This window comes from Ruegeria marisflavi (genome assembly GCF_025673445.1).
GTDB classification, from domain to species: Bacteria; Pseudomonadota; Alphaproteobacteria; order Rhodobacterales; family Rhodobacteraceae; genus Ruegeria_B; species Ruegeria_B marisflavi.
In genome coordinates this window covers 97,229-115,495 of sequence record NZ_JAOVQN010000012.1, presented here as the reverse complement: position 1 = coordinate 115,495, position 18,267 = coordinate 97,229, and the positions used below count along the sequence as shown (strand labels likewise).

Here is an 18,267-nt window from a genome sequence, read left to right as displayed (position 1 = left end):
TCCTATGCCGCCACGTCCTCCGAGCCAATGGTGCCTTGCCCGCTCTGCCGTCCGGCCAGAAAGCGCACCGTCCGGTCCAGTGCCTCAGCGTCGCGCAGGATCCGGGCATGCCCCAGACCTTCGGTCGCGACCAGACGGGCGCCGGGCCAGTGGCGTATCAGGGTGGCTCCGTCGGAAAAGGGAACAATGCCATCGCCCCGATCATGAAAGACGAGCAGGGGCCGTGTCATGGTCCGGGCGATGTTGCGCCCGCGCAGCGCCTCCATCGGAACGCCCAGCCGGGTTTCCAGCCGGCGTTGCGTCCGGCCTGCGACCCGGGTCGAGAATCCGAGAAAACGCGCGACCCGGAACAGATGGCCCTCCATGTCCTCGGGCGGTGCAAAATAGACGAGCCGCCCGGTTTCGGCCCCCTCGCTCAACGCCAGTGTCATTGCGGCGGCGCCGACCGAATGCGCCACGACTCCGGCCAGCGGGCCGAGGTGACCCGCGACCTGCAAGACCACCTGCGCATATTCGGGCAGAGAGAACCGTTTGCCCGGCGCCGCGCCATGTCCGGGCGCGTCAAAGGCGACAACGCTGAACCCGGCGGCGGCCAGGGGCGCGGCAAAACCCGCCATCTGGCTGCCGCGTCCGCTCATGCCATGGATCAAGAGCACCGTCGGCCCATTGCCCCAGCGATAGAGCGGAATACGCAGACCCTCGGCCAATTCCAGATGACCGGTCCGCGCGTCGGCCATCCGGTCCGCTTCGTGCGGCTGAACCGCATACCGGCGCGGCGTTGTGAACAGGCGCTCAAGAACCCCCGCCGAAAGCCCCGGTACCGCGCGCGAGGCGAGGGCGGCCGCCGTCCTCGTCAACCGTATCATCAGCGGGTCGGGGCGGCCGGGCTGGCGGGACTGGCCAGAGGGATGTGTGATCGACATTCCTGATTCCCCGTAAGTTCTAAAACAGAACTTACTATGCATCAGTAAGTTCCAATTTGGAACCCATAAGTTTCGTGCTAAGTCTGCGGACATGAAATGGAGCGATCTCGATCACGATTCCTGCCCTGTCGCCCGCGCCATGTCGGTGGTGGGCGACCGTTGGACCCTGCTTATCCTGCGCGAGGCGTTTCTGGGCACCCGCCGGTTCGACGGGTTTCAGGACCGCCTCGGTATAACCCGCCACCTTCTGGCGGAACGGCTTAAGAAGCTTGAGGCGCTGGGCCTGATGCACCGCGTGCCCTATCAAGAGCGGCCCCTCAGGCATGAATACCGGCTGACCCCGGCGGGACGTGCCTTTGGCCCGGTCATGCTGATGCTGGTCGATTGGGCCACCGACAACCTGCCCAGCGATCTGCGACCGCCGATCCGCGTCGTCTCGCACACGGACGGGCACGAGGTCGATCCGGTTGTGGTCGACCGCACCACCGGCGCGCCGCTTACCTATGAAACGATGCGTCTCCGGCGAACCTAGCGGTTGCCTTTCGGGATCGCCTCGTTCGCCGTCCAGTCCCAGGTGCCCTGGTCGCGCTCGTCCACCGCCTGTTTCCAGCCCACCGCCTCGGCGCGCTCCTTGAAATGGATGCCTTCCGGGCTGTGCCGGGTGATGCCGTCGAAAATCGTCGCCAGCCGCTGCGTCTGCATCAGCCCGGTCTGCTCGATCGCCTGGTTGATCACCAGTTTCTGCATCGCCAGCTGGTTGATCGGCACGGTGGCCATGCGCGCGGCCAGCTCCTCGACCCGGTCGTCCAGCTGGTCGGCCGGCACCGCCTCCAGCACCAGCCCCATGTCCGCCGCCTGACGCCCGGTGATCTTGTCGCCGGTGAACAGCATCCGCTTGGCCCGCTCGGCGCCCAGCCGATAGACCCACATTGCGGTAGTAGGGCAACCCCAGACCCGTGTCGGCATGTACCCGATCTGCGCGTCTTCGGCCATGATCGTCATATCGGCGCACAGCGCGATATCCGACCCGCCCGCCACCGCGAAGCCGTGCACCTTGCACAGCACCGGTTTCACCGCCCGCCAAAGCGACATGAAATGTTGGGTATTGGCCCACATGAACCGGTAATCCTTGATCGGGTCCCAGGGCATCGGCTGGGTCACATCGCCCGCCCCGTTGCCCTCGGCGTAATAGGTCAGGTCATAGCCCGCGCAAAACGCGCGCCCCGCCCCGGACAGCACCATCACATGCACACCCGGATCGGCATCGGCCCGTGCCACGGCAGCGGCCAGCGCACCCGGCAGCTCGTCATTGATGGCGTTCATCACCTCGGGCCGGTTCAGCGTGATCCGGGCAATGCGCCCGTCCTTTTCATAGGCAACAACGGACATGTCTTCCTCCCTGATTACACCCCAGCAGAGCATGTGAAACGGCGCGCACAAAACGCAACGCCACGTCATGCGGCACCGCCGCGCTTGATTTCGGCGCGCGGGGCCGGGAACCTGCCACAAAGAAAAGGAGAGCATAATGCTGAACGGCATCCGCATCGTCGAGATCGAGGGGCTGGGCCCCGGACCTTTTGCCGCCATGCTGCTGGCGGATCTGGGCGCCGATGTGATCACCGTGCACCGCAAGGGCGGCGCGGTAACACCAGGCATGCCGGAGCGTTCGCTTCTGGATCGCGGCAAACGCTCCATCGCACTTGATCTCAAGGATGCCGCCGACGTCGCCACCGCCCGCGCCCTGATCGCCAGCGCCGATGCCCTGATCGAAGGCTTCCGCCCCGGCGTGATGGAGAAGCTTGGCCTCGGCCCCGAGGATTGCCATGCGCTGAACCCGGCGCTGGTCTATGGCCGGATGACCGGCTGGGGTCAGGACGGGCCGCTGTCCCATGCCGCGGGGCATGACCTCAACTACATCTCGCTCTCGGGCGCGCTCTGGTACGGTTCGGCCCCCGGCGACGCGCCGCAAACGCCCGCCACGCTGGTGGGTGATATTGGCGGCGGCGCCATGTATCTGGTCACCGGCCTGCTGGCCGGCCTGCTGAACGCCCGCGCCACCGGGCAGGGCACCGTGGTCGATGCCGCGATCTATGACGGCTCGGCCCATATGATGAATCTGCTGATGAGCCTCGGCCAGACCGGCAACCTGTCCGAGACACGCGGCCGCAGCCTGCTCGACGGCCCGCATTGGAGCCGGACCTATAGCTGCGCCGATGGCGGTCATGTCACCGTGCAATGCCTGGAACCGAAATTCTACGCGCATTTCCTCGACCGCCTCGGCCTGTCAGACGACGCTGAGTTTCAGCAGCAATTCGCACCGAAACTCTGGCCCGCGCTCACCACCCGCCTCGCCGCACTCTTCGCCACAAAGCCGCGCGACCACTGGACCACGCTCTTCCTCGGAACCGACGCCTGCGTCGCCCCGGTGCTCAGCCCGCAAGAGGCGCAGCACCACCCGATGAACGCCGCCCGCCGCACCTGGGCCGAGATCGACGGCACGCTCCAGGCCGCACCTGCGCCCCGCTTCAAAGACCGCGACTGGCAACCAAAACCAAGCCCCGCGCGCGGCGAACACACGGCGGAAATCCTTGCAGAACTGGGCCAGCCCGGGACTCCCTGACCCGCCCCTTCATTTCGCCCAAAATACTCCGGGGAGCGCGAGGGGCAGCGCCCCTCGCTCCTGCACTCACCGCCCGCGCACCGTGTCGATCATAAGCTGCACGTTTGCAGGATCGGCATCCGGGGTGATGCCATGGCCCAGGTTGAAGATATGCGGCCCCTCCGAGAAGGCATCGACAATGCGCCGCGTCTCATCCACCAGCGCCTGACCGCCGGTCACCATGTGCGACGAGGCCAGGTTGCCCTGCACGCAGCCGTCCAGCTGAACATACGCCGCCGCCCAGTTCGGCGTCACCGAATTATCCAGCGCCACGCAATCGACGCCGGTGGCCTTGGCAAATCCGACATAGCCCTCACCCGCCTCGCGCGGAAATCCGATCACCGGGATACCCGGGTGGCGCGCTTTCAGGGCCTGGGTGATCTCGCGGCAGGGTTCCAGCGCATACTTGGTGAAGGCCTCGCCCTTCAGCGACCCGGCCCAGCTGTCGAATATCTTTACCACTTCGGCCCCCGCCTCGATCTGGGCGCTCAGGTATTCGATGGTGGCCGCTGTCAGCCGTGCGATCAGCGCGTCGAACAGCTCCGGGTTCCCCTCGCGCAGTGCATGCGCCGGGCCTTGGTCCGGCGTGCCGCGCCCGGCGATCATATAGGTGGCCACCGTCCAGGGCGCCCCGGCAAAGCCGATGAGCGCTGTCTCTGGCGGCAATTCGCGGGTCAGGATGCGCACCGTCTCATAGATCGGCGCCAGCGTCTCGTGGATCGCCTCCACCGGCTTCAGCCGGTCGAAATCCGCCTGCGCCCCGATGGTCGACAGACGCGGCCCCTCGCCGGTCTCGAACCACAGATCGGCGCCCAGCGCCTGCGGCACCAACAGGATATCGGCAAACAGGATCGCCGCGTCGAAGCCATAGCGGCGGATCGGTTGCAGCGTCACCTCGGCCGCCAGTTCGGGATTATAGCACAGCGACAGGAAATCGCCCGCCTGCGCGCGGGTGGCGCGATACTCGGGCAGGTACCGTCCGGCCTGCCGCATCATCCAGATCGGCGGGGTGTCCAGCACCTCGCCCGCCAGCGTTCGCAGCAGTTTCTTTGTCTCGGCCATATCCGCCCCCATCCTTCACTTTGCGCCACGGGTCTGCCTTCGGCGGCAATTTGTCAAGCGCAGCCCCCATTGTCAGGGCAATGTGACGCGACTATTGCTGGCGTCCATGAAAATCGTACTTCCCTCTCCCGCATCGCCGCTCAAGATCGGCACCCGTGGCTCGCCTTTGGCGCTGGCGCAGGCGTTCGAAACCCGCAGGCGTCTTGGCGCCGCCTTCGACCTGCCCGAGGACGCGTTCGAGATCGTGGTGATCTCGACCACTGGCGACAACCGCGCGATGATCGAGGCGGACCGCCCGCTGAAAGAGATCGGCAACAAGGGCCTCTTCACCAAGGAGATCGAAGAGGCGATGCTGCGCGGCGATATCGACATCGCCGTGCACTCGACCAAGGACATGCCAGTGGAGCAGCCCGCAGGCCTGGTGCTTGACACCTTCCTGCCGCGCGAGGATGTGCGCGACGCCTTCATCTCGCCCAGCCATTCGGCAATCCGCGACCTGCCGCAGGGCGCCGTGGTCGGTACCTCGTCGCTGCGCCGCAAGGCGCAGTTGCTGAACCGTCGACCCGACCTCAATGTGGTCGAGTTCCGGGGCAACGTGCAGACCCGCCTGCGCAAGCTCTCCGAAGGTGTCGCCGAATGTACCTTCCTCGCCATGGCAGGCATTCGGCGGCTCAATATGGCCGATGTGCCCGCCACCGCAATCTCGCCTGACGACATGCTGCCCGCCATCGCGCAGGGTGCCATCGGGATCGAGCGACGCGCCGATGATACCCGCGCCGGTGACATGCTCTCCGCCATTCACCATGCCGAGACCGGTTTGCGGCTGGCCGCCGAGCGCGCGCTGCTCGCCGCACTCGACGGATCCTGCGAGACCCCTATCGCTGGTCTGGCTGAGTTGGACGGCAACACCCTGCGCCTGCGCGGCGAGGTGCTGCGCCCCGACGGGTCCGAGGCGATCGCGCTCGACCGCAGCGGCGACGTGGCCGACGGCCCGGCGCTGGGCACCCAGATGGCGTGTGACCTGCTGGCACAAGCGGGACCGGGCTTCTTCGCCTGGCGCGACTGACTACGCGCGCAGTCTTTCCGGCTTTGTCATCGCCGGTTCCCCGGGCATAGTAGGCGGGGCGCATTCCTGCGCCCGTCCGGAGACCTTGCATGGACCGCCGCTTGACCACCATCCTTGCTGCCGACCTGTCAGGCTACTCGCGCCTGATGGCTGCGGACGAGGAAGGCACGGTCACCCGCTTGCGCCACCTCTTCGCCGACATCGTCCAGCCCGACCTTTCCCGCGAGGGCGGGCGGCTGATCAAAACCATGGGCGACGGCATGCTGGCCGAGTTCGCCTCGCCCGTCGCCGCCCTGCGGTCGGCCGTCGCCATCCTGCAACGGGTGGCGCGCGACCAGGCCGAAACCGCCCCCGATACCCGGATGTTGTTCCGGGTCGGCATCCACCTGGGCGACGTGATCAGCGATGGCGACGATATCCTCGGCGACGCGGTCAATATCGCCGCCCGGCTGGAAAGCCTGGCCACTCCCGGCGGCATCTGCATCTCCCGCAGTGTCCACGACCAGGTGCGCGGCAAGGTCGCGGCCGAGCTGATCGCGCTGGGACCGCAGCCGGTCAAGAACATCCCCGACCCGGTCGAGGTCTGGCGTGTAGGCGCAGAAGGCATCGCCTGCGCTACGGGCACCCCATTGATGCGCACCGAACTGCCCGCCGTGGTCATCCTGCCCTTTGACAACATGTCAGCCGACCCGGAACAGGATTTCCTGGCCGACGGCATCGTCGAGGACGTGACCACCGAACTCAGCCGGTTCCGCACCCTGACCGTGATCGCCCGAAACTCGGCCTTTGCCTTCAAGGGCAGCCACAAGGACGTGCGCCAGATCGCTGAGGAACTGGGCGTGCGTTATGTGGTCGAGGGTTCGGTCCGCCGCGCGGGCGACCGGCTGCGCGCCACCGCTCAGCTGATCGACGCCCGCACAGGTGCCCATGTCTGGGCCGAACGCTGGGACCGGACCATGGCCGACCTGTTCGATCTGCAAGACGAGCTGACCGCCGCCATCGTGTCCGGGGTGGAGCCGGAACTGGGCGCGCACGAACGCAACCTTGCCCGCCGCAAACCCACCGACAGCCTGACTGCCTGGGAGATGTGCCAAAAGGGTTATTCCGAATTCACCCGCTACACCGACGAGGGTTATTCGCAGGCACATGCCTTCTACACCCGCGCCATTGCCGCCGATCCGGATTTCGCCCTGCCGCACGCGCTGCTGGCACGCCTCGCCTGGGTGAAGGTCATCACCGGGCGGTCGCGCGACCCGGCCGCCGAAATCTCGACTGGGCTAGACCATGCTGCGCAAGCCATCGAGCGCGACGATCGCCTTGAAATCGGTTATGTCGCGCTGGGCGTCCTGCTGGCCATAACCGGGCGGGAACAGGATGCCGCCGACGCGCTGGACAAGGCCGAGGCGCTCAATCCCAACAACGCGGTGCTGCATTTCGGTCGCTGCCACGCCTGCCTGTTCATGCAAAGGCTCGATTGCGACCGGCTGGAACGGGCCGCCCGCACCGCACTGCGCCTGAACCCAAAGGACCCGATGGCCTGGGGCTTCTGGTTCCAGCTTGGCAATGCCTTCACCTTTCGCAACACCGACGCCGCCGATCCCGAGGCGCTGGCCGCCTATGAGACCGCCTGCCGGTTTCCCAATGCGGACTACTTCGTCTTCATGGCGACTGCCCTGAAACACGCCAAGCTTGGCAACCGGGACAAGGCCGCGCATTACCTTGCTCAAGCACGCGAAAGATACCCGGCCCTGACGGCTGAATTCTGGCGCCGCGCCTTCCGCTTTCCGATCTGGGCGCGCTGGGTTGCGGCCGACGAAGCCAATCTCCAGATCCTGATCGATCTTGGCCTGCCGGCCCAATGACGTGGCGCTCTGTTTGACAGGCCCGTCCCCGACCTGAGACCCTGTCTGTCAGGGAGGACGCAACATGACACCGGGCAAGGCCTATCTCAGCACCGAGGAAATCCGCCCCCTGGCCGAACGGTCGGACCTGATGGGCGTCTGGCTGGTTGCGCATTGCTGGGGCACCATCGCGCTGGCGGTGGCGCTCTTCGGGCTCTGGCCCAATCCGCTGACCTTTGTCCTGGCGGTGATCGTGATCGGCTCGCGCCAGCTGGGCCTTGCCATCCTGATGCACGAGGCGGCGCATAACGCGCTCTTCCGCAACCGGCGGTTCAACGACATTGTAGGCGAATGGCTCTGTGGCCGACCGATCCTGGCGGAACTGGCGGCCTATCGCCATTATCACCTGACCCACCACCGCTTTACCCAGACAGACAAGGACCCCGACCTTGTCCTGTCGTCGAAATTCCCCACCTCGCATGCCTCTATGCGGCGCAAGTTCGCCCGTGATCTGACCGGGCGCACCGGGATCAAACAGCTGACCGGCCAAATCCTGATGTCCTTCCGCCTCGCTGGCGATGACGAGGCGATTAAGGCTGCGGCTTCGGATTTCGCGCAAAGCTTCAAGGCGCCGCAACTGTGGAAATCGCTGCCGATCTTCCTTGGCGTGGCCCTGCTGATCAGCCTTGTCGGCGACTGGTGGTGGGGGCTGGCCTTCTGGCTGCTGCCCTATCTCACCTGGTTCCAGTTCGTCCTGCGTATCCGCAATATCGCCGAACATGGCGCCACCGAACAATCCGAGGATCCGTTCCGGAACGTCCGCACCACCCTTGCCGGTCCGATCGCACGGCTGCTGGTGGCGCCCTATTGGGTGAACTACCACCTAGAACATCACATGATAATGCATGTGCCTTGCTACAACCTGCCACGGATGCACGCGCTGTTGCTGGAAAAGGGGCTCGGCGCCCGGATGAAAACCGCCCCCAGCTATGGCGTCGCGCTGCGCGAGGCGGGCTGGCGCAGCGCATGAGCATTTTTCATGTCGCGCGGCCCGAGAAATCCGCTACCCTAAGAACCGCAAAGCATTTTTGTGCAGGAGATCTTGATGACACGGCGCAAGACGGCACTGGCGCTGCTGGGCGCGGGCCTTTTGGCCCCCAGCATGGCGCTCGCCTTTCAGGCCTTCAACCGGTTCGAGGTCTATCCCGTCAGCAAAGGCGTGATCGAGGTTGTCAACCGCAACGGCTCGGCGCCTAAGGATTTCTGGTGCGGCGCGGGTGACTATGCCATCCGCGTGCTGCGCACCAGCGCCACCCAGCGGATCTATTTGGTCCGCCCGGTGGGCCCCGCGGTCACGGTCAAGGGCCGCAAGGGCGTGCATTATGCGCTGCAACCGCCGCCGGGGGTCAACACCACGCCGGGCTATTCGGTCAGCGTCAAGGTCGTCGGCGACAATATGACCGCCTCGATGGCGCAGAACTACTGCTACGACCGGCTCGAGGAGGATTTCTGGCTCCGGCCCTGACCGATCGGAAACCCTCCCGCCGCTTCATTTCGCTGAAAATACTCCGGGGGAGTCGCCGCCAGGCGACGGGGGCAGCGCCCCCTTTCCCCGGTCAGATCCATTTTGCCAGCGGCGGCAGGCTCATCAGCACGGCATTTGCATCGTGGCCTGTCTCCAGTCCGAATTTGGTGCCCCGGTCATAGACCAGGTTGTATTCGGCATAGAGTCCCCGATGCACCAGTTGGGCCTCTTTCTCGGCCTCGCCGAAGTCCTGCACCCGGCGGCGCTCCACCAGCGGCAGATAGGCCGGCAGAAACGCCCGCCCGATATCCTGCGTCAGTGCGAAATCGGCCTGCCAGTCGTGGGTGCAGAGATCATCCATGAAGATACCGCCGACGCCGCGCGCCCGCTTGCGGTGCGGGATATAGAAATACTCGTCCGCCCAGGCCTTGAGCCGGGGGTAGTGGTCGTCCCCATGTGGGTCCAGATGGGCCTTTTGCGTGGCGTGGAAATGCGCCGTGTCCTCGGCGTATTCGATACAGGGGTTCAGGTCCGACCCGCCCCCGAACCACCAGGCATGCGGGGTCCAGAACATCCGCGTGTTCATGTGCACCGCCGGAACATGCGGGTTCTGCATATGCGCCACCAGGCTGATGCCCGAGGCCCAGAAGCGCGGATCGTCCGCCATCCCGGGAATGCCTTTGCGTGCGGCCATCGCCGCCTGCGCCCGCTCGCCCAGCGTGCCGTAGACGGTCGAGATGTTGACACCCACCTTCTCGAACACCCGGCCGCCCCGCATCACGCTCATCAGCCCGCCGCCCGCATCCGATCCATCGTCCGACTGGCGCGTGGTCTCGGTCACTTCGAACCGGCCCGGCGCCAAGTCGCTGAACGGCCCTTCGGCGTGGCTATCCTCCAGCCCTTCAAAGGCGGCAACGATCTGGTCGCGCAAATCCCGGAACCAGGCGGCGGCGGTGGATTTCTCGGTTTCGAACATCTGATTTTCCTTCAATGGGCGGGTGCTGCCACCGGGTCCAGCAGGGTGCGCCCGCCATCCACCGTCAGGATCTGCCCGGTCATGAAGCTCGACGCGTCCGAGGCCAGATATTGCGCGGTCTCCACCAATTCGTTCGCGGCGGCAACCCGGCCCAGCGGTGTATGCCGCTCGATATCCTGGCGGAACTCCCGGTTCTCCCTGAGCGTGGCCTGCAACGAGGCGCTCAGCACCGAACCGATAGCAATGGCGTTCACCCGGATCCGGTGCGGTGCCAGCGCCACCGCCAGCGAGCGGGTCATCTGGTCCTGCGCGGCGGTCGACACCGAATAGGCCATCAGGTCGGGATGGGTTCGCCGGGCGGCCACCGACGAGATGTTGATGATCGCGCCCGCAGGCCCTTCGCCATCCTCACCCGCTTGTTTGATCATCCGCTTCGCCACCGCCTGGCTCAGGCGAAAAGCGGGAAACAGGTTCTGGTTCAGCAGGGTGCGGATGGTGTCGTCCTCGGGATCCAGTGGATCCGTAGGGACCACTTGCCGCGCGCCGTTGACCAGAATGTCGATCTGCTCGAACGCGTCGATCGTGGCCGACAGCAGATTGGCGATGGTCAGCCGCTCGCGCAGGTCGCCCGCGAAATACCGGATCTTGCCCTCTTCGCCCAGATCGCCCAATTCCTCGGACAACCCCTTTTCGTCGATATCGGCGAACATGACATTCGCTCCGGCCGAGGCGAACTGGCGGGCAATGGCGAGGCCGATGCCGTTGGCGGCCCCGGTCACGATGGCGGTCTTGCCGGTAATGGAAAAGGACATGAGCTTCCTCCTGACTCGGGGCGCAACTTAGCCGGGATCACCGCTGGGGGCGAGAGGCATGCAGCACCTTGAAGCGGGCGTCGCCCGCCACCTCGGCCACCTGCGCGAAATGCCGCGACAGCGCCGCCTCATAGGGCAGGTGACGGTTGGCCACCATCCACAGCTGACCCGAGGCGACGAGCAGCCGCGCGGCGGCCGCGATAAATCCCTGGCCCAGCTCCGGCTCGGCGGCGCGGCCGGTGTGAAACGGCGGGTTCATCACCACCGTGTCGATGTTTTCGGGCGCCTTCCACGTAAGTGCATCGGACCAGTGAAAATGCGCGCGCGGTTCGTCCACGTTTACCCGGGCGCACTCCAGCGCCGCGTGATCGGCCTCGACCAGATGCACCGCCTTGACCCCCTCGCGCGACAAGAGCCCGGCAGACAGATAGCCCCATCCGGCACCCAGATCGGCAATCACCTTGCCGGGCTTTTTCGGCAGCGCCGCCAGCAGCAGGGCCGAGGCCGGGTCGATCCCGTCGGCGGAAAACACGCCCGGCGCGGTCCGGAATCCCTCTACCTCCTGCGCCTCGGGTGCGGCCCAGTCTGAGAAATCGGCCCCGTCGGCCCGGAACCAGAAGATCTTGCCATGCGCCTTGGACAGCGGCCCTTCGACCGCGACCCGCTTGCGGATGTCCTTCAACAGGCTGTCGATGCCATCGGTCTTGGCCCCGTCCACCACGACCACGCCCGAGGCGCGGCGGCAGGCATCCGCCACCATCGCCCGCGCCTGTGCCTTGGCGCGCGGCAGGAACACGATTGCATCCGTACAGGGCGCCTCCGACCGTGCCACCGTGTCAAAGCCTAGGCGCGCGAAATGGTCGTGATGGGGCCGAAACGGCTGCACCACCTGCGCGCCTTCGGGCAGGGCCGACAGGTCCTGCGCCGGGGTCGGCCCCAGAACAGACAAGGGCGGGCTCAGGACAAGGCCCGAGGCTAAGGCCAGCTCAAGACGAGGGGACATCGGCGTTTTCCGTTCCAGAGGGGGCAGGCGGCGCTTGCCGTCAGTCCTCTTTCTCCATGGTGCATTGCAGCGGGTGCTGGTGGCGGCGGGCGAAATCCATCACCTGTCCCACCTTGGTTTCCGCCACCTCGTGGCTGAACACGCCGACAACCGCAACGCCTTTCTTGTGCACGGTCAGCATGATCTCGAAGGCCTGCGCGTGATTCATGCCGAAAAACCGCTCCAGCACATGCACAACGAATTCCATCGGCGTGTAATCGTCGTTCAGGAGCAGCACCTTGTACAGCGGCGGGCGCTTGGTCTTGGGGCGCGTTTGCAACAGGACGGACGCGTCGTTGTCCTGGTCATCCTTGTCCGACATCATATGCGGTTTTGCGGTCATTGGGGGCGCGTATCCGATTCCGGCTTCGGTTGGGTCGCAAGCTTATATAACCTTAGCGCGGAAATGGAAAAGAGAAAGCAAACGCGAAACATGTCGCAAAAACTGACCACCGTGGGGTTCGATGCCGACGACACGCTTTGGCATAACGAGCGGTTCTTTCAACTGACACAGGCGCATTTTGCGGGGCTCTTGGCCGATTTCGCCGAGGCCGACCACCTGATGGAACGGCTGCTGGCCGCCGAGCGGCGCAACATCCGGCACTATGGCTATGGGGTAAAGGGGTTTACCCTGTCGATGATAGAAACCGCCATCGAAGTGACCGATGACCGGGTGCCCGCCGCCGTGATCCGGCAGTTGATCGAGGCCGGTCAAGAGATGTTGGCCCATCCCATCGAGCTTATGCCGCACGCCCGTGCCACGGTCGAGGCCATGGCGCAAACCCACCGCGTGCTGCTGATCACCAAGGGCGATCTGATCGACCAGGAACGCAAGCTGGCGCAATCAGGACTTGGCGACCTGTTCCACGGTGTCGAAATCGTCTCGGAAAAGACCGCCCGTACCTATCAGACCGTCTTTTCTCGCCATGGCGACGGGGCAGGGCGGTCGATGATGGTGGGCAATTCCATGCGTTCTGACGTGCTGGCCCCGATCGAGGCGGGCGCCTGGGGCGTGTTTGTGCCCCATGGGCTGGAATGGGAGATCGAAAAGGCCGACCCGCCTCAGGACCGGTCGCGATATCATAGCCTGCCTGATCTCGGCGCGCTGGCGGACCTGGTGGTTACAATCGGTTAGGCGCCGTACAATCTGCCCCGGCACACTGCACCCGGCACCTGGGCCACAAAGTACGGCCAGTGGGCACGTACTGCCATTGGCCACATTCTCGTCACAATCGCCGGTATAGAGGCGCACACGAACCAAACCCCTACATCTGGTCCAGCAAGTACAAACAAATTCTGCACATGCGCCCAAGCGGCGGGTTTATTTTGAGAAATTGCTGTGTTAGCCTGTCTCAAACACAATAAATTCGCCAGCCGGAAACCGGCGGCCCGAGGCAGACAGAGGCAATGATCGTGCAGGTTCGGCAAAAAATGCCGGCCCTTATGGGCTTACTCCTATTCGTTGCGGCAGTTGTGATGCTGTCGCTTGTTTCAATTGCGCGTGCAGCGCCCTATGCGGCTATGGTGATGGATGCCCGCACCGGCGAGGTGTTGCATTCCCAGAATGCCAACGCCCGGCTCCACCCGGCCTCTCTCACCAAGATGATGACGCTCTACATCGCGTTTGAGGCGGTGCGGAACGGCGAACTGACCATGGACACAGAGATCCGCATCACCCCGCAGGCCGCTGCCGAGCCGCCATCGAAACTGGGGTTGCGCGCCGGGCAAAAGATCGCCTTTCGCTATCTGGTGCGGGCTGCCGCGATCAAGTCGGCCAACGACGCCGCCACCGCCATCGGTATCGCCATATCGGGGTCCGAGGCCGCTTTTGCCCGCCGGATGAACCGGACCGCATCGGCGATGGGCATGACGCGCACCACCTTCAAGAACGCCAACGGCCTGACCGAGTCTGGCCACCTGAGCACCGCTCAGGACATGACCATCCTCGGGCGGCATCTGCTGTATGACTATCCACAGTATTACAACCTGTTCTCGCGTCGCCAAACCAGTGCTGGCATCAAGTCGGTGGCCAATACCAACCGCCGTCTGCTCGATGCATACGAGGGGGCCGACGGCATCAAGACCGGCTATACCCAGGCTGCGGGCTTCAACCTTGTGGCCTCGGCCAAGCGCGGCGACAAGCGGGTGATTGCCACCGTGTTCGGTGGCAAGTCGAGCACCGCGCGCAATGCCAAGGTGGCCGAACTGCTCGACCTCGGCTTCCGCAAAGCACCCAACCGCGCCCCGATCCGGGCGCCAGGCATCCCGCTCTATGCGGGCAACGACAATCTGCCGTCCGACGCGCCCTCTGTCGAAAGCACCTCGAAAACCGTGCGCGTCGCTGGCGCGCCCGGCAGTAGCCTGCGGCCGCTGGCCCGTCCCGGTGGCCAGATCGCGACCGTGGTCGCCCAGGCCGTCGCCGAAACCGCCCGCCAGGACGAAGACCGCATCCAGGCCGGTATCTCCGCTGCCATGGCCGAGGCCACTCCGGCGGCGCCCGCCGCTCCGTCAATTGCGACCCAGCTTGAACGCGGCGCCGATGCTGTGCCTGGTGTTCGCCCGACCATGCGGCCGGAAAATCTGGTTCTGGCCTCCGCCGACGCCGGTTCGACGCAAGCCGACGTGGTCGAGGTCGAACGCGAGGTCGTCACCCGCCTGTCCACCTCCGGCGGGCATCTGTGGGGTATCAATATCGGCCGTTACTCCAGCCGCTATGACGCCGAAAAGGTCCTGCTACGCACCGCGCTGGCCGAGATCAACACGCTCGACGGCACCCTGCGCAAGGTCAACCAGTCCTCCAAAGGGTACGACGCAACCTTCCAGGGAATGACCCGCGATCAGGCCGACCTGGCCTGCCGCCGTCTCTCGGCGCGAAATGTCCCCTGTTTCATGATCGGGCCGTCCTGAGCCAAAGACCTGCTACCTCGTGAATTGGCCGTGGACCCAAGCCGCGGCCTTTTCATTTCGAACATCGCCGCATGGCGCCAATGGTGGGCTATGTTCACAATGCCCAGCACTTGAACGCATTCGCGCTGTTCCGGGTTCATACGGCTTTCTGCGCTGTACCCAGGGTTATCCGTTCAGATGCTGCCGCAGCTCTTCGGCCTCTTGCCGCGCGGCGCGCAGCCCATCCATGGCGGCGCCCAGTTCGGCCTCGGTCTGTGCCAGCTGGTTGGACAGCTCCGCCTCGCGCTGCTGCAAGTAGGTAATCGCCTGATCGCGGGTTTCCTCCGCCTCGTGCAGCTCTTGGCTCATCCGGTCCAGATCGGCCACGTCGCTCTGCCGCACCCGGGTGAACCGGTGCACCAGCCAGTTGGCGAACCAGCCCATGGAAAAGGCGACGAACAGGATGATGGCCGTGGTGATGATAAACTCGGTTCTGTTCATTTATTGATCCTCCCCGGACGCCCCGTCAGCCCCTGTCGTCCCCGCTGCCGCATCCGCATCCGCATCCGCGTTTTCGGCCGCGCCGTTTTCCGTCGCCTCGATCTCTTCCAGCGCGGTGGTTTCCTCATCGAGCAACTCGGGCCGGATCAGGCGGAATTCGATCCGCCTGTTCGCCTCGCGGCCTTCCTCGGTACCGTTGTCTGCAATCGGCTGGCTCTCGCCATAGCCGACCGCCGAATAAGTCGAGGTGAGCACCCGTCGCGCCCTGAGTTCGTTCAGCACCGATTGCGCCCGCGCCTGGCTGAGCTGCTTGTTCATCTCTTCGCGACCCTGGCTGTCGGTGTGCCCCTGGATTTCCAGCCGGATCGGCCCACATGCCTGCAGCAGCTCCGCAATCTGTTCAATGGTGGTCGCCGAACTACCCGCGATGGTGGCTGAACCGGGTTCAAAATTGATCTTACCGGCTTTCTGGATTTCGACCAGTTGCGCCTCGCACATGTCGGGGTCCGGTCCGGCTTCTTCGGTCAGCGGAGGCTCTTCATAGACAATGTCCAGCTCGAAACTATGCGATTCGCCCAGTTTCTCGGCCAGAAGACGTGCCAGACTGGCGCCCGCTTCCTCGTCATGGCTGACCCCGCGCAGGATCAGGTTGTCCGGCTTCACCACCAGCGCACCGTTCTTCAGGGTCGCCAGCGCCTCTATGCCGGCCATCACCCGCATCGACCAGTCCCCAGGCAGTTCCGGCACGATCCGGGTCGCGGTATAGACCACGCTCGAGCCAAAGGCCGCCTTGGCGAAACTGTCCACCATGAACCGCATGTCCTCGCTGCCCAGCCGCCCGCGCAACTGCACCTGACCCTCGGGGCTCAGCGTCGCGGTGAATTCCGGCGGTCCCGCAGTCGATGTCTTCTCCGGCTCCGGCAGCACCGCGTGCAGGGCAAAGACATCCGGCAGGTCTGTCTGCAACTCGCCCACGACCCGGTCAAACAGCGCCTGATCGGTGCCCTCGGCGGCGACCAGGGTGATATCGGCATCTGCGATGGTTACCGATCCCCCACCCAGCGCAGCCACCGCCCCGATACTCAGTTCGACCGCCCGAGCCCAGCGGGGCGAAGGCACGCCCATCCCGATGGTACAGCCCGGGGTGCCCTTGACGCCTGCCGATTTCGCCGCCGCCAGGATGCGCGCGCGCGAAGTGGCAGTCTCGGCCGCGCAGGCGTCAAACCGAGCGCCTTCCTCGTCGATCAGAAACCGCAGGGTAAAGGGTGTAATCACCGGGCGCGGCGCCGCGATATCCAGCCCGATCCTCACCGAAGGCGGCGCTGCCCGGTTCAACGCCTCTTCCAGCCGCTTCTTGTCAGCACCGCTGTCCGAGATTGCCTTGACGGTCACTCGCCCGGCGCTGACGGAAATCTTCGACCGGGGCAGCATGTCCAGCGCCTTGACCGCAAATCCCAGCGCGTCGTTCCAGCCCTCGGGCACCGGATAGCTCGCGGTCTCCAAAAGGTCGGTCACGCTTTCGTTCTCGGCCAGCCGACCCAGCGAGGTGATCAGCGCCGCCCGGTCCATCCGGGCGGGCACAAGCCCGATCACCGATATACCGCTGTCGTTGCGCAAAATCTCGATAGAAAACCGCGGTGGCGCCATCCCGGCCGAGGGCCGGATCTGCATCCGGTCGATGACGCGCGAGGCATCCACCTCGGCGCCCACCACCGACAGCGCGTTGAACCGTTTCGCCTCGTCCGGGGCCATGCCGGTCAGCTGCACCTGCAATCCGTTCGCCTCAACCTCGGCCCAGTCATGCCCGTTCAGGTCCAGCGCCCGGCGCACGGCAATTTCCGAGTTCTCCTCGACTGCGGTCACCGCGAAACTGGCGGCAACACCGCACAGGGCCGCAGCCAGAACAAAGGTCAGCGCGACCACAAGGGTCAGGGGAAGTCGCATGAGCAGGTCGTGTCTCTCCGGTCTTTGACAGGTTTCTTAACCGCCACCGCCACCGGGTGCAATCACGCGAACAGGGCGGCGCCAAAGAAGATGAGCGGAATCAGGCCGGTGTCGCGGTTCACCCGAAACAGTTGCAAGAGCTTGCCGTTGTCGTTCAGGTCCAAGCCGCGCAGCTGCCAGGCCATGTGCCAGCCCATCGCCCAGGGCCCCGCCAGCGCCAGAACCAGCGCCAGGATCGAGGCATCTGGCAGCGCCGCCTCGATCACCGCGACTCCCATCAGGCTGACCGTGCCGATCAGGAAATACATCATCCAGCGCGGCGTCTGCTCGCCGAACAGCCGGGCGGTGGATTTCACTCCGATCAGCGCGTCGTCCTCGGTATCCTGATGGGCATAGATCGTGTCATAGAACAGCGTCCAGGAGATGCCCGCCGCATAAAGAAACACCGCGCCCCAGCCCAGCGAGCCGGAATGCGCCGTCCAGGCTAACAGAGCGCCCCAGTTGAACGCCAGCCCCAGAAACGCCTGCGGCCACCAGGTGAACCGCTTGGCAAAGGGATAGACCGCTACCGGCAACAGAGACAGTACGCCCAGCGCAATGGCCGCCCGGTTGAACGTCAGCAGGATCATCAGCGCCAACAGCGCCTGCGCCACCATCCAGACCACCGCCATCCGCACGCTCACCTGCCCCGAGGGGATCGGGCGCGAGCGCGTGCGCTCGACCTGCCCGTCGAAATCGCGGTCGGTGATATCGTTCCAGGTACAGCCCGCGCCCCGCATCAGGAACGCGCCCATGCCGCAACCCACCGCGATCCACAGATCGCCCCAGCGCGCATCCTGCCCGTCGAGCATGGCCAGCATCAGCCCCCACCAGCAGGGCAGCAGCAACAGCCAGGTGCCGATCGGCCGGTCGGCCCGGCTCAGCCGCAAAAAGGGTCGCGACCAGGCCGGGGCATGGATATCGACCCAGTTGCCGGTCACCGCATCGGCAACCTGACCATCTGGTGTTGGGGCTTGGCCTTGCATATGTA

The 18,267-nt window shown here is 65.2% G+C and carries 18 protein-coding genes; 8 read left to right on the top strand and 10 right to left on the bottom strand.

The window, feature by feature from the left end:
• Positions 1–2 precede the first annotated feature (2 nt).
• Positions 3–923 carry an alpha/beta fold hydrolase gene (locus OEZ49_RS13090; protein WP_263388724.1) on the bottom strand — a complete coding sequence of 307 codons (921 nt, stop codon included), beginning with the start codon at positions 921–923 and terminating at the stop codon, positions 3–5.
• 91 nt (positions 924–1,014) lie between these two features.
• Here OEZ49_RS13090 and OEZ49_RS13085 point away from each other — a divergent pair, with 91 nt between their 5' ends.
• Entirely contained in the window at positions 1,015–1,455 is a 441-nt protein-coding gene (locus OEZ49_RS13085; RefSeq protein ID WP_263388723.1) for a winged helix-turn-helix transcriptional regulator, read from the top strand.
• Here OEZ49_RS13085 and OEZ49_RS13080 read toward each other — a convergent pair.
• The gene (locus OEZ49_RS13080; RefSeq protein WP_263388722.1) at positions 1,452–2,312 is read right to left on the bottom strand and encodes a crotonase/enoyl-CoA hydratase family protein; all 861 of its coding nucleotides are present in this window, start codon (positions 2,310–2,312) and stop codon (positions 1,452–1,454) included. The two genes, OEZ49_RS13085 and OEZ49_RS13080, sit on opposite strands and share 4 nt — an antisense overlap.
• A gap of 136 nt (positions 2,313–2,448) precedes the next feature.
• Here OEZ49_RS13080 and OEZ49_RS13075 point away from each other — a divergent pair, with 136 nt between their 5' ends.
• Entirely contained in the window at positions 2,449–3,543 is a 1,095-nt protein-coding gene (locus tag OEZ49_RS13075; RefSeq protein WP_263388721.1) for a CaiB/BaiF CoA transferase family protein, read from the top strand.
• Between the two features lie 66 nt (positions 3,544–3,609).
• Here OEZ49_RS13075 and hemE read toward each other — a convergent pair whose 3' ends face one another.
• Positions 3,610–4,644 (bottom strand): uroporphyrinogen decarboxylase, encoded by a 1,035-nt coding sequence (hemE, locus tag OEZ49_RS13070; RefSeq protein ID WP_263388720.1) that lies wholly within the window; start codon positions 4,642–4,644, stop codon positions 3,610–3,612.
• Positions 4,645–4,750: 106 nt separating this feature from the next.
• Here hemE and hemC point away from each other — a divergent pair, with 106 nt between their 5' ends.
• The 4 genes from hemC to OEZ49_RS13050 all read left to right on the top strand — a co-directional run bounded on the left by hemC (position 4,751) and on the right by OEZ49_RS13050 (position 9,076).
• On the top strand, positions 4,751–5,710 hold the full coding sequence (hemC, locus tag OEZ49_RS13065) for a hydroxymethylbilane synthase (RefSeq protein ID WP_263388719.1): 960 nt from the start codon (positions 4,751–4,753) through the stop codon (positions 5,708–5,710).
• Positions 5,711–5,799: 89 nt separating this feature from the next.
• On the top strand, positions 5,800–7,572 hold the full coding sequence (locus OEZ49_RS13060; protein WP_263388718.1) for an adenylate/guanylate cyclase domain-containing protein: 1,773 nt from the start codon (positions 5,800–5,802) through the stop codon (positions 7,570–7,572).
• A gap of 64 nt (positions 7,573–7,636) precedes the next feature.
• Positions 7,637–8,581, top strand: coding sequence for a fatty acid desaturase family protein (locus OEZ49_RS13055; RefSeq protein ID WP_263388717.1), 945 nt, complete (start codon positions 7,637–7,639; stop codon positions 8,579–8,581).
• A gap of 75 nt (positions 8,582–8,656) precedes the next feature.
• Positions 8,657–9,076 carry an RraA family protein gene (locus OEZ49_RS13050; RefSeq protein ID WP_263388716.1) on the top strand — a complete coding sequence of 140 codons (420 nt, stop codon included), beginning with the start codon at positions 8,657–8,659 and terminating at the stop codon, positions 9,074–9,076.
• A 91-nt stretch (positions 9,077–9,167) separates the two neighbouring features.
• Here the strand turns inward: OEZ49_RS13050 and hemF are convergent, their stop codons facing one another.
• The 4 genes from hemF to clpS are packed head-to-tail and all read right to left on the bottom strand — an operon-like array spanning position 9,168 to position 12,249.
• On the bottom strand, positions 9,168–10,052 hold the full coding sequence (hemF, locus tag OEZ49_RS13045) for an oxygen-dependent coproporphyrinogen oxidase (RefSeq protein WP_263388715.1): 885 nt from the start codon (positions 10,050–10,052) through the stop codon (positions 9,168–9,170).
• Positions 10,053–10,063: 11 nt separating this feature from the next.
• On the bottom strand, positions 10,064–10,864 hold the full coding sequence (locus OEZ49_RS13040) for an SDR family NAD(P)-dependent oxidoreductase (protein ID WP_263388714.1): 801 nt from the start codon (positions 10,862–10,864) through the stop codon (positions 10,064–10,066).
• Between the two features lie 37 nt (positions 10,865–10,901).
• Positions 10,902–11,867 (bottom strand): methyltransferase, encoded by a 966-nt coding sequence (locus tag OEZ49_RS13035; protein WP_263388713.1) that lies wholly within the window; start codon positions 11,865–11,867, stop codon positions 10,902–10,904.
• A 40-nt stretch (positions 11,868–11,907) separates the two neighbouring features.
• Positions 11,908–12,249 (bottom strand): ATP-dependent Clp protease adapter ClpS, encoded by a 342-nt coding sequence (clpS, locus tag OEZ49_RS13030; RefSeq protein WP_164127358.1) that lies wholly within the window; start codon positions 12,247–12,249, stop codon positions 11,908–11,910.
• Positions 12,250–12,339: 90 nt separating this feature from the next.
• Here clpS and OEZ49_RS13025 point away from each other — a divergent pair, with 90 nt between their 5' ends.
• Both OEZ49_RS13025 and OEZ49_RS13020 read left to right on the top strand, forming a co-directional pair.
• Positions 12,340–13,041 carry an HAD family hydrolase gene (locus OEZ49_RS13025; protein WP_263388712.1) on the top strand — a complete coding sequence of 234 codons (702 nt, stop codon included), beginning with the start codon at positions 12,340–12,342 and terminating at the stop codon, positions 13,039–13,041.
• Positions 13,042–13,349: 308 nt separating this feature from the next.
• On the top strand, positions 13,350–14,813 hold the full coding sequence (locus OEZ49_RS13020) for a D-alanyl-D-alanine carboxypeptidase family protein (protein ID WP_263388754.1): 1,464 nt from the start codon (positions 13,350–13,352) through the stop codon (positions 14,811–14,813).
• 165 nt (positions 14,814–14,978) lie between these two features.
• Here the strand turns inward: OEZ49_RS13020 and OEZ49_RS13015 are convergent, their stop codons facing one another.
• The 3 genes from OEZ49_RS13015 to ubiA form a co-directional block, all read right to left on the bottom strand.
• Positions 14,979–15,293 (bottom strand): hypothetical protein, encoded by a 315-nt coding sequence (locus tag OEZ49_RS13015; RefSeq protein WP_263388711.1) that lies wholly within the window; start codon positions 15,291–15,293, stop codon positions 14,979–14,981.
• Entirely contained in the window at positions 15,294–17,237 is a 1,944-nt protein-coding gene (locus OEZ49_RS13010) for an OmpA family protein (protein WP_263388710.1), read from the bottom strand.
• Positions 17,238–17,299: 62 nt separating this feature from the next.
• On the bottom strand, positions 17,300–18,262 hold the full coding sequence (ubiA, locus tag OEZ49_RS13005; protein WP_263388709.1) for a 4-hydroxybenzoate octaprenyltransferase: 963 nt from the start codon (positions 18,260–18,262) through the stop codon (positions 17,300–17,302).
• Between the last annotated feature and the right edge of the window lie 5 nt (positions 18,263–18,267).